18 protein-coding genes and 2 riboswitches are annotated in these 16462 nt (G+C 35.3%); of the genes, 10 read left to right on the plus strand and 8 right to left on the minus strand.

The window, feature by feature from the left end:
- Positions 1–59: 59 nt before the first annotated feature.
- The 5 genes from BK577_RS20055 (at position 60) to motB (ending at position 3446) form a co-directional block, all read left to right on the plus strand.
- Positions 60–1079, plus strand: a complete 1020-nt coding sequence (locus BK577_RS20055) for a potassium channel family protein (RefSeq protein ID WP_078434582.1) — start codon at positions 60–62, stop codon at positions 1077–1079.
- A 142-nt stretch (positions 1080–1221) separates the two neighbouring features.
- Complete coding sequence (locus BK577_RS20060; RefSeq protein ID WP_078434583.1) at positions 1222–1491, plus strand: hypothetical protein; 270 nt, start codon at positions 1222–1224, stop codon at positions 1489–1491.
- 129 nt (positions 1492–1620) lie between these two features.
- Positions 1621–1758: a hypothetical protein gene (locus BK577_RS26150; RefSeq protein WP_169908408.1), complete on the plus strand. Its 138-nt coding sequence runs from the start codon at positions 1621–1623 to the stop codon at positions 1756–1758.
- A gap of 133 nt (positions 1759–1891) precedes the next feature.
- On the plus strand, positions 1892–2692 hold the full coding sequence (motA, locus tag BK577_RS20065) for a flagellar motor stator protein MotA (protein WP_026559945.1): 801 nt from the start codon (positions 1892–1894) through the stop codon (positions 2690–2692).
- Positions 2685–3446: a flagellar motor protein MotB gene (gene motB, locus BK577_RS20070; protein ID WP_078434584.1), complete on the plus strand. Its 762-nt coding sequence runs from the start codon at positions 2685–2687 to the stop codon at positions 3444–3446. The genes motA and motB overlap by 8 nt, the downstream gene beginning before the upstream one ends.
- A gap of 47 nt (positions 3447–3493) precedes the next feature.
- On the opposite strand, the gene BK577_RS20075 is transcribed toward motB, so the two are convergent.
- Positions 3494–3949: a MarR family winged helix-turn-helix transcriptional regulator gene (locus BK577_RS20075; RefSeq protein WP_078434585.1), complete on the minus strand. Its 456-nt coding sequence runs from the start codon at positions 3947–3949 to the stop codon at positions 3494–3496.
- Positions 3950–4362: 413 nt separating this feature from the next.
- Between BK577_RS20075 and BK577_RS20080 the strand changes: the two genes are divergently transcribed.
- Complete coding sequence (locus BK577_RS20080; RefSeq protein ID WP_078434586.1) at positions 4363–5103, plus strand: ZIP family metal transporter; 741 nt, start codon at positions 4363–4365, stop codon at positions 5101–5103.
- A 44-nt stretch (positions 5104–5147) separates the two neighbouring features.
- Here the strand turns inward: BK577_RS20080 and BK577_RS26670 are convergent, their stop codons facing one another.
- Positions 5148–5396 carry a Spo0E family sporulation regulatory protein-aspartic acid phosphatase gene (locus tag BK577_RS26670; protein ID WP_078434587.1) on the minus strand — a complete coding sequence of 83 codons (249 nt, stop codon included), beginning with the start codon at positions 5394–5396 and terminating at the stop codon, positions 5148–5150.
- Between the two features lie 349 nt (positions 5397–5745).
- Between BK577_RS26670 and BK577_RS20090 the strand changes: the two genes are divergently transcribed.
- Positions 5746–6522, plus strand: coding sequence for a divergent polysaccharide deacetylase family protein (locus BK577_RS20090; protein ID WP_078434588.1), 777 nt, complete (start codon positions 5746–5748; stop codon positions 6520–6522).
- 46 nt (positions 6523–6568) lie between these two features.
- On the opposite strand, the gene cbpA is transcribed toward BK577_RS20090, so the two are convergent.
- A complete protein-coding gene (cbpA, locus tag BK577_RS20095) occupies positions 6569–7207 on the minus strand; it encodes a cyclic di-AMP binding protein CbpA (protein ID WP_078434589.1) in 639 nt (212 codons plus the stop codon).
- A gap of 377 nt (positions 7208–7584) precedes the next feature.
- Here cbpA and abc-f point away from each other — a divergent pair, with 377 nt between their 5' ends.
- On the plus strand, positions 7585–9288 hold the full coding sequence (gene abc-f, locus BK577_RS20100; protein WP_078434590.1) for a ribosomal protection-like ABC-F family protein: 1704 nt from the start codon (positions 7585–7587) through the stop codon (positions 9286–9288).
- 21 nt (positions 9289–9309) lie between these two features.
- On the opposite strand, the gene BK577_RS20105 is transcribed toward abc-f, so the two are convergent.
- The 5 genes from BK577_RS20105 to BK577_RS20125 all read right to left on the minus strand — a co-directional run bounded on the left by BK577_RS20105 (position 9310) and on the right by BK577_RS20125 (position 13972).
- A complete protein-coding gene (locus BK577_RS20105) occupies positions 9310–9852 on the minus strand; it encodes a 1,2-dihydroxy-3-keto-5-methylthiopentene dioxygenase (RefSeq protein ID WP_078434591.1) in 543 nt (180 codons plus the stop codon).
- A gap of 44 nt (positions 9853–9896) precedes the next feature.
- On the minus strand, positions 9897–10517 hold the full coding sequence (locus tag BK577_RS20110; protein WP_078434592.1) for a methylthioribulose 1-phosphate dehydratase: 621 nt from the start codon (positions 10515–10517) through the stop codon (positions 9897–9899).
- Positions 10514–11176, minus strand: coding sequence for a 2-hydroxy-3-keto-5-methylthiopentenyl-1-phosphate phosphatase (locus BK577_RS20115; protein ID WP_078434593.1), 663 nt, complete (start codon positions 11174–11176; stop codon positions 10514–10516). Before BK577_RS20115 ends, BK577_RS20110 begins: the two co-directional genes overlap by 4 nt.
- Positions 11173–12414 carry a 2,3-diketo-5-methylthiopentyl-1-phosphate enolase gene (gene mtnW / locus BK577_RS20120; RefSeq protein WP_078434594.1) on the minus strand — a complete coding sequence of 414 codons (1242 nt, stop codon included), beginning with the start codon at positions 12412–12414 and terminating at the stop codon, positions 11173–11175. Before mtnW ends, BK577_RS20115 begins: the two co-directional genes overlap by 4 nt.
- Positions 12415–12625: 211 nt before the next feature.
- Positions 12626–12736: riboswitch (SAM riboswitch) on the minus strand.
- A gap of 60 nt (positions 12737–12796) precedes the next feature.
- Complete coding sequence (locus BK577_RS20125) at positions 12797–13972, minus strand: pyridoxal phosphate-dependent aminotransferase (RefSeq protein ID WP_078434595.1); 1176 nt, start codon at positions 13970–13972, stop codon at positions 12797–12799.
- Between the two features lie 103 nt (positions 13973–14075).
- Here BK577_RS20125 and BK577_RS20130 point away from each other — a divergent pair, with 103 nt between their 5' ends.
- Both BK577_RS20130 and mtnK read left to right on the plus strand, forming a co-directional pair.
- Positions 14076–14864 carry a carbon-nitrogen family hydrolase gene (locus BK577_RS20130; protein WP_078434596.1) on the plus strand — a complete coding sequence of 263 codons (789 nt, stop codon included), beginning with the start codon at positions 14076–14078 and terminating at the stop codon, positions 14862–14864.
- Between the two features lie 143 nt (positions 14865–15007).
- Positions 15008–15152: riboswitch (SAM riboswitch) on the plus strand.
- Between the two features lie 99 nt (positions 15153–15251).
- Positions 15252–16454 (plus strand): S-methyl-5-thioribose kinase, encoded by a 1203-nt coding sequence (mtnK, locus tag BK577_RS20135; protein ID WP_078434597.1) that lies wholly within the window; start codon positions 15252–15254, stop codon positions 16452–16454.
- Positions 16455–16462: the final 8 nt, after the last annotated feature.

Genomic DNA, 16462 nt, shown 5'->3' on the forward strand with positions numbered 1-16462 from the left:
TGTTAATATTTTCATAATGTAATGATATTTAACATCTTCGACACCGGGAGGGATAAACCATGATTTTGATTCGATTTTTTTTAAAAGCACTTCAAATGAATAGTTGGATACTTATTCTCGCCACAGTAACTCTTATATTATCAAGTAGTTATATTATTTACTTTATTGAACCTGAAACGTTTACTAGCCCTTTTGAAGGTCTTTGGTGGACAATGACAACCGTTGCTACTGTGGGATATGGAGATGTTTCACCCACGACAGTTAGCGGGAAAATTTTTGCTATGTTTTTATACATTATAGGAATTGGACTTATGAGTATTTTTATCGGAAAAGTGATTGACTTTTTTAGCATTCGAAAGCGATTAAAGGAGGAAGGAAAATTGACTATTTCAACAAAAAATCACATTCTATTAATCAATTGGACAAAAAAGGCAGCTATTACACTTGATGAACTCTTAAAAGCATTTGAACATATCCAGGTCGTTATCATTGATGAGCATCTACCTAAAACACCGATTCAGCATGACAGAGTAGAATTTGTAAAAGGCAATCCTGCAAATACATCTATCCTTGAACAAGCTAACATTCTTCACTCCAAATCAGTTATGATTTTTTCACCAGATGACTTACAAACTGCATCTCAAGCTGATGGTCACACATTATTAATTGGTTCAATGGTTAAAGGAATTGAAAAGGAGAGAAATAAACCTATTTATACTCTATGTGAAGTAACGAATTCTGCACATATTAAGGCATTTGCCCATGTAAATGTTAATGAATACATAACGGCTAACGACACAGCTGCACATCTCGCGGCACGATCAATTCTTTTTAATGGATCAAGTGAAGTTATTCGGCAGCTTACGAGTAATGAAGGCTATGACTTATACTCTGTTCCTAAAAAACCGGAATGGAAAACGTATGAAGATGCAAGGAAAGCCCTTTCTAAAAAAGGTGCACTTCTTATTTCAAATGGAAATGACCTTTCTATCATTAATAGACTACAAGAAACAATCCCTGAGGACGCAAATTTATTTATCATTTGTAATGACGATAGTTATATGGATATAGTTTCATAAAAATCAAGAAACAAGTGAGAACTTAGTAAGAACACCCTACATTCTCACTTGTTTTTATCACTTTATCATTCTTTTTTCATCCTTTCGTTAATCTTGTCATGGCCTGTCTTCATTGTTCATATACTGCAATGAGGTGTTGTTCATGATGAAAAGTACAACGTTATTTTTATTCATTTCATTTTTTTTCCTCTTCTTAAATGGCTCTGCCATTGGCTTTATCTTTTTTCAAGCAAGATTGGGTGAGGGATTTGGGATTGCATTATTTTGCGGTACAAGTTTATTTGGAGCACTTTTAGCATCTATCGCATATGAAAATAAGTCCAGTTACTACTCCCGTTTATTTTTCTACAGCAACCTGGTCATCACTTTCCTCCCCTTCTATTACTATGGTTTTTCACTTATCTTAAGTTAGTGCCGCTCAGTCAATAGACTGAATAATCTCCACCTCTTAGATGACCAATAATTCCTTCAAGCTCCCGACGTCATTTTTTCATTTCTCTTCTATGATGAACTTAACAAATTCATTGATAGGAGATGAAAAATGATGTTTTTTAATGAATATAGCCATAAGCTGTTATACGATTTTTTTCTTTACGAACTTGAAGTAGAACAAAATAAACTGAATGACTACCTATATGAAGATGAGGAAGTGTTAAAAACATCACCCCCAAAAACCTGAATATATGCAGAATATGATAAAGAGCCTCCCTTTGTCATATTCTTTTCACAACTTCTTTGAAGAAACTCTAAAGTTTTTCCTTTTTCCTCCGATATAATATATAAGAAAAATAAGAGGAATTTGGTGATTTACAATGGATAAAACGTCATTAATAGGTTTAGTTTTAGCAGCGATTGCAGTTGGAGTCGGTATGTTTATGAAAGGTGTTAGTCCTGTAGTACTAATTAATCCGGCTGCATTATTAATTATTATTTTAGGTACAGCTGCAGCGGTTGTTATCGCATTCCCTACAAGTGAAATTAAAAAAGTGCCAAAATTATTTGGAGTTATTTTCAAAGAACAAAAAACATTTACTATTCAAGAATTAATACCATTATTTTCTGAGTGGGCTCAAGTTGCCCGTAAAGAAGGATTACTTGCACTTGAAGCTAAAATTACAGAAGTTGATGACCCTTTTCTAAAAAGTGGATTACTAATGGCTGTTGATGGTCAAAATGCTGAATTTATTCGCGATGTTATGACAGAAGAAATTGAAGCAATGGAAGATCGACATCAAACCAATGCTTCGATTTTTACTCAAGCAGGGACTTACGCTCCAACCCTTGGCGTACTTGGTGCCGTAGTTGGTTTGATTGCAGCACTTTCTGATATGAGCAATACTGACGCATTAGGACATGCTATCAGTGCCGCTTTCGTTGCAACTCTGTTGGGAATTTTCACAGGATATGTACTTTGGCATCCTTTTGCAAACAAATTAAAGCGCAAATCAAGACAAGAAGCAAAGGTAAAAGAGGTAATCATTGAAGGTGTTCTTTCTGTATTAGAAGGACAAGCACCTAAAGCAATTGAACAAAAATTATCCACATATTTACCTGTTGCAGAAAGAAATAAACTAAATGCTGCTATCGCCGGGGGAGAGAGCATAGATGGCTAAAAAGAAAAAACATAAACACCATGAAGAACATGTAGATGAGTCTTGGCTTGTCCCCTATGCTGACTTATTAACATTACTTCTTGCCCTTTTCATTGTGTTATTTGCCATGAGTTCAGTTGATGCTCAAAAGTTCCAACAAATAGCTAGATCTTTAAATGCTGCTTTTACCGGTGGTACTGGTGTATTGGAATACCCGAGTCCAACACCTGAGGCACAAATGGAGCAACTAAATGTAGAAAAAGTGCAATCTGAAGAAAATATAGAAGAAGCACAAAAACGTATGGAACAACAAAACTTACAAAAAATTCAGGAAAAAATAAATACGTATATAAAAGATAATAATCTTGAAACGAAATTACAAACTACCTTAACTGACGAAGGATTAATGATTACAATTTTAAATGACATTTTCTTTGATTCAGGAAGTGCGGATATACGATCAAAAGATGTCCAGCTGGCAAGAGGAATATCCGAACTACTTGTTATGAATCCACCCCGGAATATTATTGTAAGTGGACATACAGATAATGTACCTATTAATAACTCGGATTTTGATTCTAACTGGCATTTAAGTGTAATGCGTGCCGTTAATTTTATGAAGATACTAATTGAAAATGATAAGCTGGATGCTAAAGCATTTAGCGCTAAAGGGTTTGGTGAATACAAGCCGGTTGCCAGCAATGACACTAAAGAAGGCAGACAGAAAAACCGAAGAGTTGAAGTTCTAGTTTTACCTTATGAACAGAAAGAATAAACTAAAAAGGATCATCCTATTACTCAGGATGATCCTTTTTAAGATAATTACTCACCTTTCATGATATCATTAGCATGAAAGCCGACTTTTTTAAGTAGCTCTGTAACAAGATTTTTCTCTTCGTCTGTTAAGACGCTGACTATTTCATCTATTTTCTCTTGATGAGTTGGGAATATCTCTTCGATTAATTGCTGTCCTTTTTCAGTTATTTGGGCATGTGTAACACGGCGGTCATTTGGACATGCTCTTCTTTCCAGTAATCCTTTTTGCTCTAATTTATCAACTACATATGTGATGCTTCCACTTGCAAGCAGAATTTTCCCGCCAATTTGCTGCAAAGGTTGTGGTCCCTTATGATAAAGCAACTCAAGTACAGCAAATTCAGTTGGATTTAAATTAAATGTGGATATATGTTTATTCACGACATCATTAAAAGCTCGATGTGCACGTGAGAGAACGATAAAAAATTTTAATGATTCTTCAATATTCTTTGTATTAGCCATTTTTTCTCAACCCTTTAAAATTATCTTGAATTCAAAATATTGATTATGCATAATAATAGACTATGTTAATCAGAATGTCAAATAGAACTACATAGCTCCTCTGCTTGGCATTGGTTCCTCGTTTAAAAATATCTTACACAAGTTTTTCAATTGTATCAACACTTCATAACTCCCCTTATCATACACAGAAGGAACACTGAGCCCACTTCAACATATACTTACATAGAGTCGTGTTTACTCCAAGTATTACAGAATGTCACACCATTTGTGAATTCTTTGTTCTAACTAAAAGAGTAACATAAGTAGTATAATTTTAAAGGAATTTGTTTCCTCGTAGTAAGGGATTCGGCTATAATAGTTCTAAATGACAATTAATGAACAAAGGGTATCCATATTAAAAGGAGAAAACTCAAATGTCTGATGTATTATTAGGTAGTATTTTATCAGCCCTATCAACAGGATTAGGTGCTATTCCAATCCTTTTTTTACAAAAAACCATTACACATCGTTGGAGAGACATTTTATTAGCCTTTACAGCTGGAATCATGATGACTGCTGCAATGTTGGGATTAATACCTGAATCGTTAAAATATGGAGGCATAATAGAGGTCTCAATCGGGCTATTTTTAGGTGTATTAGTTCTTACCTCACTTGAAAGAGCCATTCCCCATATTGATTTAGAACATACCAAAAGCGGGATAAAATTTGATGAAAAAGCACTCCTTATTATTGCTGCTATAACATTGCATAATATACCAGAGGGACTTTCGGTTGGGGTTAGTTATGCTTCATCAGGCAGCAGTGCAAATGAAACCGGAAATCTCATTGCATTTGCAATCGGGTTACAAAATGCTCCTGAGGGCTTTTTAGTGGCACTTTTTTTAATTAATCAAAGCATTAAAAGAGGGAAAGCATTTTTAATTGCAACCGCAACTGGTGCTGTAGAAATTGTTGCTTCATTATTAGGATTTTATTTAACTAACTATGTAGGTTTTCTTGTCCCATATGGATTAGCATTTGCAGCAGGAGCTATGCTATTTATTATTTACAAAGAACTTATACCCGAATCCCATGGTGATGGAAACGAACAGTTTGCCACGTATTCCTTTATTACAGGGATCCTCTGTATGGTCATCTTAATCAATAGCTTTTAATAATTAAAACAAAGAAAAAATACAGTGGTGTCCACTGTATTTTTTTAAAACGAAAAAGTATCTTGAAACGAAAACAATTTCATAGTTGGAACAAAATGCTGAAAAGTTCCTCTTTTCGGTTTTTTTTCATCTAACAATAACCGTTGATACTCATTTAATAGCTTGTCCAAATCTTGACTGCATTGAATCGCTAATACACTTGTATAACCTTCTCTATTTGCTGTTTCAATCATTTCTTCTCTTTTATTGTTTATTAATTCAAGTAAACTCTTTTTCATGCGTTCAGTATTCATTACATAGCCTCCTAGTTATTCATTTATACGAGAATCTAGGACTTCAAATAGTTATGCATTATCAAAATCCATTTTATTATGACAAAAATTATTACAGAATTTCTCAAATCTGTAAAGACTAAAGCATATTTAAATATGACAATATTGCAAACATCTCATTAGTACTTGGTTATATTTTCTTTATTCCCACATTCTGTAATCTTTAAACTTCCCATTCATAATCATTTCAACCATATATACACATTGATTTTTCTCGATTGGATAGACTATAAAAAAGTTAGGCTGTTTTCCACATACTTTGTTGTTTTAAAGGAGTTAAGGGTGAAATTTAATCAAAAGGAGTATCACAATGAAGATTTTAATGATCTTTACTTTTCTTTTTTTGAATATTGCAAGTCCAATGCTTTCTGAGGCTTCTCAGCCTACAGGTCCAAAACATGTCGCCATTGTTATTGATGATTTTGGAAATGACATGAAAGGAACAAAGGAAATTCTTTCTTTGCCTATTCCTTTAACAGTTGCAGTGATGCCTTTTTTGTCAACCACAAAAAAGGATGCAGAGCTTGCACATCAAAAAGGTCATGAAGTGATTCTTCACCTTCCAATGGAACCATTACATGGAAAAAAAAGCTGGCTAGGGCCAGGTGCAATCACCAGTGATTTATCAGACGAGGAAGTACGGGATAGAGTCATAAAAGCTATCGAAGATGTTCCCCATGCCGTTGGAATGAATAATCATATGGGGTCAAAAATTACAGCTGATTCACGCATTATGAGAATCATTTTAGAGGTATGCCAGGAGAAAGGTTTATATTACTTAGATAGTAAAACAACTGGAAAAAGTGTTGTTGAAAAATTGGCAAGTGAGTTAGGTGTCCCTTACCTTGAAAACGAATTATTTTTTGATGAGCAATATACGACAAGTCATATCGTTAGACAAGCAAATTTATTATTAAACAGGATTGAGGATGATACTGATATTATAGCAATCGGTCATGTTGGAATAGCTGGAGATAAAACAGCAGCAGTTCTAAGACAATATGTACCAAAGGTCAAAGAGAAAGCAAAAGCTGTTACACTATCAGAATTATTTCTTCATCCAGAGGACGTAACAAATTTTCAATAATAGACAACCATAGGGACTGTTCTATATTCGAACAATCCCTATGTCATTAATTTGTTTTGGCAATACGGTCAATTGCAGTTACACGAAAATCTTTGTCTTCTAATTTCTTCACGACTTTTTGAAGTTTTTGATCAGATAAATCCCCAGATAAATTTAAAATGACCCTTCTAATATACTCATCACCATTATCTAATGTTAACAAACCTTCGATATTAATATCTTTTACAGCTGTTACTAAATCCTTTATTGCACCTTTGTGCTCCTTCGTACCAACTGTTAAAAGAACTCCTCCAGTTTTCATTCCAAAAGAATCTTCTAATACATCCATAATATTTGAATGAGTTATAATACCGGAAAATTCATTTTGTTCATTGATTACAGCTAGGAAAGGTAACCTGCGAATGGATAAAAATGTTTTAAAGAAAGAATCGTCTTCAAATATGTATGCATCTTGATTTTTAATGAATGGCTCAATTTGATCTGTTTCCTTTCCATTATGTTCAACAAAATGCTCCAATAAATGAACTTTATAGATGAAACCAACAAATGTTTTCCCATCATCCTTTAAAACGGGTATTGACCTATACCCTGTTTCCTTTAAATATTCATATGCTTCCTTGACAGTCCATTGACTTTCACAATATTTAACTTCAGCTTTGTTCACATAATGATAGCGAACTTTCATAACATAGCCCCCTTGAAGTGTAATTGATAAAAATTTATCATAGCCCAAATTATTAGTAAAGGGCATTTGAAAATATCCGTCTCCCAAGTATATGATATGTTGTTGCATTTTCTTTCCTTGTTACATATAATAATAGTAATTAAGACGGAAAGGGTGAATGTTGAGACAATGAAGTTCTAATCTTTTTTTTCAGGCTATTATTTTTCATTTATTTATTGAATCTTAATATTACCTAGAGAAATTGGATTAGTCTGCATTCTTCAACATTATACATCCCTTATGAAACTTTTTGATATGTTCTTCCATATCAGAAGCCTTTTTTCATATGCATATGTATTTTTTAAGAATGATCTCTCTAGGGCTAGGGAGGTTTTTTTATGCTTACAGTACGAAATATTCACAAACATTTTGGTGATCAACAGATTTTAAACGATGTTTCCTTTGAAATAAAAGGCCAAGATCGAATTGGGTTAGTTGGTATAAATGGTGCAGGAAAATCAACACTTGCCAACTTGATTTACGGCAGAATGGAGCCTGATAGCGGCACAATCGTAAAAGCCCCATCACTTAAAATTGGTTATTTAAAGCAATCCGTCGATTTTCAATCAGCAGAAATCTCACATCCTTCTAGTGAATTTCTTGAAAAGACAAGTGAATTAGGACTTTCAAAATACCAATCGTGGGATCATGATCGCCTCTCACATTTAAGTGGAGGTGAAAAACTTAAAATTGCTTTAGCTGAAGTTTGGTCATGTCATCCACATATCCTTTTACTTGACGAACCTACGAACCATCTGGATTTTCAAGGAATTAATTGGTTAATCGAACAACTTAAAACCTTCAAAGGAGCTATCGTTGTCATTTCTCATGATCGGTACTTTTTAGATCAAACTGTTGGTCAAATTTTTGACCTGGAGAACGGACATCTTACAACTTATGAAGGAAATTACACTTCTTACTTTAATGAGAAAAAGAAACACAGAGAAGTTCAATTACACCATTATCATAGCCAGCAAAAGGATATCGCAAGAGTTGAAGCTCAAATGGAGCAATTACAGCATTGGGCAGGAAAAGCTCACCGAACAATGCGAGATCAAGAAGGAATGAAAGAATTCCATGGTGTAAAAGCAAAGAAAATAGATCGTGCAATGAAGTCAAAAATGAAAAGACTAAAAAGTGAATTAGAAAAAAATAAGGTTGAAAAACCTTCTGAAGAGAAAAACATTGCATTTCAATTTAAGGCAAACGAAAAAAGAGGAAACCGTATCATTGAGGCAAAAGACCTTATGAAAAAGTTTCAAACAAGAATGTTGTTTCAGCCCAGTCAGTTTTTTATTAAACATGGAGAAAAAATTGGTATCTACGGACCAAATGGTTCAGGCAAAACAACATTAATAAATATGCTAAGAGGAAAAGAAACAATCACATCAGGTTATTTAAATATTAGCTCCTCACTTAACATCGCAAGCTTAAGTCAGGATGTTGCAGATATGGATATCTCGCAAACAGGTTTAGAAGCATTACAGATCTCAGACCGTACACAACTGCTTAAAGCCAGAACAACTCTGGCAAATATGGGAATGGATGCTGAAAAACTGAGTCAACGAGTTGGAACTTTAAGTCTCGGAGAGCGGACAAGAATTAAATTAACAAACATGCTCGTTAATGAATATGACCTCTTAATCCTGGATGAACCGACAAATCATTTAGATTTAGCAAGCCGCAATCAATTAGAAAAAACATTAAAAGATTTTACCGGTACGATTCTTATCGTTTCACATGATATCTATTTTTTACAACATGTTTGTGATAAACTGTTAGTTTTCGAAGACAAAAAAATTAAACGTGTAGAAATGTCGATTGAAGAGTATGAAAAGAAACGAACTACACCTCAAAAATCTATATCATCTACACAAAAGGAAATAGAAGAAGAATTATTAAGAGTGAACACAGAAATTTCTGCGGTACTTGGTGAGCTTAGTTTATTAACTCCGGATTCTGAAAAATATGCAATATTAGATCAAAAATTTCTAAATTTAACTAAGAAAAAACAAGACTTATTAAAAATAGCGGAGAAGTAAATTTCTCCGCCTTTTTTCGTATTATTTAGTTAATTCTTGTTCTTCTTTAAAAGGATGTGCCACCCATCCCTCAGTTTCAATAAATAAACGAACAGCCACAACTTGACGATCTTCCATTAATGTAAAGAAATGCGGATTTCCTTCTGGTACAGAAATAACATCTCCCGCTTCCAATTCTACATCAAAATATCCTGTTTGATCGTCTCCTTTGATTATGAAAATACCATGTCCGGCAGTAATTGCACGAACCTCATCTTCAGTATGTGTATGAACATTTTCAAACTTCTTTAGTAGCTCTTCAAGGTTTGGTGTTGCATCTGATAATGCCACGATATCCCAAGTTTTGTATCCTCTTCTTTCAGCTAAATCTTCAATTTCCGTTTTGTAAGTTGTTAATATTTCTGATTTTTCTTCATCATTTAGAACAAATTTTTCAACTAAATGTGACGGAAGTTTGCTCATATCCCAGTGCTCATATAAAACACCTTGCTTTTCTAAAAATGAAGAAACCTGCTCTTGACCTTCTATTACTTCTTTTGTGTTTCTTACTTTAATAACTGCCATTATTTTCTCCTCCAGTTTTCAAATTGTTATATGACATTCTTCCTCTAGCGAACAGCTTTCAAAGCCATCAATTTCAGATGATAGGAAAATAAAAACTCACTAGCTTCTAAGAATTTCTTCGCTTCTAATGCATCCCTTCCCCATACAGTAATACCATGATTACGAATAAGGACTGCACCTGCATCACCTTTAACAAATTCACTAAAGTCCTCTGCCAATGTAGGAATATGAGCGTGATTATAGATAATTGGAATTGTAAACTCTGCATCTTCTTCCCACAAACCATACGCTTTAATGATTTCCTGACCTTTAAACGTGATCTTTCCTTGATCTCCGTACAACTCGGAGATTACATTGTTATCAACGGTATGGACATGAAGGCTGCAACCTGCATTGGTTTTATTAAATATTTCAACATGTAATAGCGTTTCAGCTGATGGCTTTAAATGAGAGTCATGAACCGGCTGACCGGTGCTATCTACAAGCAAAAAGTCTTCGCTCGTTTCCTTTGTTTTATCCTTACCACTTGCCGTAACAAGAAATGAAGTTGGATCACTATTCACTTTTATAGCCAAGTTTCCACTTGTTCCCGGGAACCACTCTCTCTTAGCCAGTACTCTTTTTATATCAGCTAATTCCTCCCAGCGTTGTTCTAGCAAACTCACACACTCACCTCCTCTAATTGATCAAGGATATTCACCACATCATAAAACGTAGTAAAAGACTGATGTGGTAATTCTAATTCTTTACATTTATTTAATAACAAATCTCTAGCAATCACGAAATCTGCCAATTTTGCAGCTTGTAAATCGGTTATCGAGTCACCTATGACGATTTTCTTTTGATCTTCTTGTGTAAGCTGACGGATAAGTGAAGGCTTACAGCATCCACATTCATTGGCACAAAATTCATCACAACTGTTTGGCCATTCAATTTCTATATGATCGTGTGAGAAATTGGCCACATTACAATATATTTGATCTTCTTGAACTATTCCGTGCAGAAGAGGATAAACAAAAAAGTCAATTCCTCCACTGACAATATAAAGTGGAATATTTTTGTCGACTGTATATTGAACGAACTCTTTAAATCCTGATCGGATTTCAGCATGATTGAGAATATAGTCCACAATTTGCGCCTTTGATGAAGAAGGCAGTAAATGAAACATCTTGCCGACTCCTTCTTTAATGGAAATCTCCTGGGATAGAACTCCTTCTTTTAGAGCATTCCATTCAGGTGGTGCGAACCTTTTCATGATAGCTATAATGTTGTCTGTCTCAGTGATTGTCCCATCAAAGTCACAAATAAGTACTGTGTTACTCATTTGCCCACCTCTTTGGCACCCCAAAGATCAATGGCAAGCTTAAGGTCCTCATTTGTTTCAGCAGCTTGCTTTAAGGAAATACCTGAAAGGGTAGCATCGATCGCTGCACGGAATGCTTGTCCTCCACCAATTGCTCCATTTGGATGTCCGTGTACACCGCCACCGGCATTAATCACAGAATCGATTCCAAAATCGTTTACTAATAAAGGGACTAATCCAGGGTGAATACCTGCAGACGGAACCGGGAAAGCTTGCTTTAGCCCTTCTTCTTTCAAACAGTATTCAGCAATTCCTAGTGCTTCATTTCGATCTAAAGCTACACTTCCATATGGAGATGGAAATAAAGAAAAATCAGCACCAGACATTCTAACTAGTTTTCCTAATAGTAAAGAGCTGGAAAACCCATACAAACTTGATGCCATTAAAGCACCACTAACAGCCGGATGTGCCATAATCGGTATATTAATTTCCGGATCTTCCACTAAACTTTGCATCACATCCAAACCATATGCAAACACATTAAAAAGCAACACGCTGGCTCCGAGATCAGTGGCCCTTTTCGCTTTGTCTCTCAGCTCAAATGTTTTTCCTGTTAAGTTTACCGCGTATAATGCTTTATGTCCTGTTTCTTCAAATACTTGTTGTAATACTTCTTTACCAGCTGCAATTCTAGCTTCAAAAGGTGTTAAAGGATTATCAAAGAGGATTTCATCATCCTTTACTAAATCAACACCACCCAATATTTGCTGCTTCAATTGATCTTTTAAGTAAACCAGATCTCTACCAATAACACCCTTGAAGATACTCATTAGTAGTGGTCGATCATAGACTCCTACCAAGTCACGGATCCCGGGTATACCGAATTTTGGACCTGGAAAAGCTTTCTGCACCTCTTCAGATAACTCTAAATCAAGAAGCTTCACTTCCCCATCAAGAGATAATTTTCCGAAAACGGTTGTTAAGATGGCAGGTATATCATGGCTATAATTTACGCTTGGATAAGCAATTTTGATGATTCCTTTTGTAACATGTTTTCCTAAAAATTGATTTGTTTTTTCACAACTCTCAAGCTGACTGACTTCTAATACACGACCTTTATGGGCTTTTAATTGTTCTTGCTCAAGCAATGGCAGATCGGTCCATGAACCAACCGTTAAGCCCAATGCAATGCCTTCGGCTTTTTTATTTAAATTACCTTTTGCATCGTGTACAAGGTATGTAGCAATAACTTCACTCACTGATAACCCTACTTTCTCAATACATCTGACATTTTCTGAATCTTTCTATTAATCATACTAATTTTAACATCTTTTATTAATCTATGCCATTTGATTCCTTCTGTAAATCTTGAACATTTCGTTTCATATACGGATTCAAAATTAATATTAAAAAAGCCCCTTTGAATAGATCAAAGGAGCTTTTTGTACGTACAAATGTATAAAGCAATTTCCCTTATCTATCAGCTAATGCTGCAAGAATTAGCACCGTGCTTAACATGTAATGTTTAAGTCGGTTGCCGGGCTTCATCGGGCCAGTCCCTCCACCTGCTCTTGATAAGAACGAACGTTCAATATATTAAATTAATAAGATTATGACAGAACAAAATATAATCTGTCAAGATTAGAAAATATTTAATTTCTTTATTCTTTCAACTGCTTCTTTTAATCTTTCTTCGGATGTAAGTAAACCAACCCTCACATACCCTTCACCATACTCTCCAAATCCCACACCTGGTGCTACAACAACATGGGCATTCTCAAGCAAAAAATCCGAAAATGCTTGAGAAGAATCAAATTGTTTCGGTACAGGCAGCCACGCAAAAAACGATCCAGCTGGTGCAGTTACTTTCCACCCGATATCAAGGCATGCTTCTATTAATACATTTCGTCTAGACTCATATAATTCATTTAATTCTTCTACACATGTTTGCGGACTTAATAAAGCATGTGCAGCTGCTTCCTGGATTGCACTAAATACACTTACATACATATGATCCTGCAGCAAGTTTATCGCCTCAATAACAGAAGGGTTTCCTACTGCAAATCCAACCCTCCAACCGGCCATATTGAATGTTTTAGAAAATGTGTATATTTCAATTCCAACTTCTTTTGCACCCTTTGTTTGTAGGAAACTCTTCGGTTTCTTCCCATCAAAGCCAATCGCACCATATGCAAAATCATGAACAACACAAATATTATGATCATCTGCAAACTGAACAGTCTTTTCGAAAAATTCCTCTGATGCTGTTGCTCCGGTGGGATTATTCGGATAGTTAATAAACATTAATTTTGCTTGTTTTACGACTTCTTTTGGCAAACTTTCATAATTCGGTAAAAACTTATTCTCCTCCAACAAAGGCATAACTTCCATTTTTGCACGAGCTAATTCCACACCTGACCAATAATCAGGATATCCTGGATCTGGTACAAGCACCACATCCCCTGGATTCAGAAGACATTGAGGAACCTCGACTAACCCTGCTTTTCCTCCAAAAAGAATGGCCACCTCTGATTGCGGATCAACATCCACTCCATACTCTCTCTTGTAAAAAAGAGAGACGGCTTCCTTTAAAAAGGTCTGACCGCGAAACGGAGAATACTTATGGTAATTTGGATTCTGCACTGCCTTTTCCATCGCTTCTACGATATGTGCCGGTGTTGGCTGATCAGGATTTCCCTGCCCTAAATTAATCACATCATGTCCTTGTTCCATAATATTGTTTACCTTTTCGACAAGACTTGCAAAAAACTGCTTTGGTAATGAAGTTAATAATTCTGATTGCTTATATATTTTCATTTTTAGCACCTACTCAAAAAATTCTTGAAATTCTAGTCACAAATCATATATTGTTAGAAACAACTTGTAAAGTAAAAATTTTATAAATGAAAGTGTGAACGAAATGAAATCTATCATTACATGTATTCAATTAGACATTAAATTCGGTGATCCAGACTTTAATTATCAACAAGTAGAAGAAAAGATTGCACAAGCTGTTCAACAAGAAGATTCAACAACCGTCGTACTACCAGAGCTATGGACAACTGGATATGATCTAACTCGCTTAGATGAAATCTCTGATGAAAATGGTGAAAAAACATGCTCATTTTTACAAAAGCTTGCAAAAAAATATAACATACACATCATCGGTGGGTCCATCGCAAAAAAGAGTGACAAACATGTTACAAATACGATGTTCATTGTGAATAATAACGGGCAGCTTATCCATGAATATAGCAAACTTCATCTATTTAAGCTTATGAATGAACATCACTACCTAACAGCTGGAAAGGAAAAAGGACTATTCGACCTTGGCGGCATGAAAAGTGCTGGAGTCATTTGTTATGATATTCGTTTTCCAGAATGGATTCGTGCACATACCACAATGGGAGCAGAGGTATTATTCGTTGTAGCAGAGTGGCCAATGCCTCGCCTTCACCATTGGAAAACACTGCTGCTCAGCAGAGCAATAGAAAATCAATGCTATGTAGTAGCATGCAATCGGGCAGGAAGTGACCCGGATAATGAATTTGCAGGACATTCACTTATTATTGACCCATGGGGAAATATCTTAGCCGAAGCAGATGAAAATCCAGGTTTGATCTCAGCTGAACTGGACATCGACATGGTGAAACAAGTTCGCAGTCAAATCCCTATTTTCGATGACCGTCTCCCAAATTATTATCGTTAAATTCACAAATATTTAGGCAATTCTTTAGATTTACTGTTGACAAAATCTTATGAACATTGATAATATGCTAATCAAGCGTTATATTTTGCTAAAAGCATTACTACCTAAAAACAATTAAATGAATCTATTATTTTTATAATAATCTCTTATCAAGAGTTGGCAGAGGGACTTGGCCCAATGACGCCGCAGCAACCGACCATATTTCATTTTCATGAAATAAATCTGGGCAACTACCAGTAGGGCACGGTGCTAATTCCATCAGAAAGGACACTTTCTGAAAGATGAGAGGTGCGAAGCGACGACTTCAAGCCTCTTTCAATCTGGAAAGGGGCTTTTCTTATTTTTCAGAAAAGCCTCCAACACTATTATTACTTGGAGGTCATTCAAATGTGTGCAAACAAAAAATCATCTGCATATGAACCATTAAATGAAAACGGAGCAATCGCTTTAGCAAAAAAGCTGCAGCTTTTTGAAGAGAACAGTCAATTAACTTGTAATGAAATTGGTGACGGGAATTTAAACCTTGTATTTAAAGTAAAAAACATTGAATCTGGTGAGAGCATCATAATTAAACAGGCTTTGCCCTATGCAAAAGTCGTTGGAGAAAGTTGGCCATTAACTTTAGATCGTTCAAGAATTGAAACAAATGCTCTTTTAAAGCAAGCGGAATTTGTTCCTCAATATGTACCTAAAGTGTTTTATTCAGATGAAGCCCTCGCGATTACAATCATGGAAGATCTTTCACATTTACAAATCGCCAGAGCAGCTTTAATTGAAGGTAACGCTTTACCATTTTTATCCCAACATATCGGAGAGTTTTTAGCTAAAACATTATTTTATACATCTGATTACGGACTAAACCAGCATTATAAAAAAACATTGGTTAAACAATTTATTAACCCTGATCTTTGTAAAATTACAGAAGATCTTGTCTTTACAGATCCTTTCTTTAATCACGACACAAATGATTATGAGCAGGAGCTGCAACAAGATGTAGAAAAAATCTGGGAAGATCAAACGTTAAAACTAGAAACAGCAAAGTTAAAACAACTATTCCTTACCAAGGCCGAAGCACTCGTTCATGGTGACCTACATACAGGTAGTATTTTTGCGGATGAAAACGAGACAAAAGTCATCGATCCTGAGTTCGCCTATTTTGGACCTATTGGTTTCGATGTTGGGCAAGTATTTGCAAACCTTCTCTTTAATGTATTGGCTCGTAATCCCGAACATCAAGGCGTCATCTATAACCATATTGAAACTACATGGGATGTGTTTGTAACGGAATTTTCCAATGCATGGAACAAAGATGCACTCGAGATTTTCGCAAAAGTCGATGGCTATTTGGAGCATGTTTTAACTGAAATCTTTGAAGAAGCAGTCGGGTTTGCCGGCTGTGAAATCATTCGTCGTACAATCGGATTGGCACATGTTGCAGACTTAGATACAATTGAACCCTTTGAAAGAAGAATTGCAACAAAGCAAGTTGCTTTATCTTTGGGAAGCGAGTTAATCAAAAACAGAAAATCAATTACAAAACCACACCAATTCAAAGAATATGTAAAGCAAACTGCTGTATCAGTCAACTAAAGAATTGC

It is taken from the genome of Metabacillus halosaccharovorans, from assembly GCF_002019635.1.
GTDB lineage: Bacteria > Bacillota > Bacilli > Bacillales > Bacillaceae > Metabacillus > Metabacillus halosaccharovorans.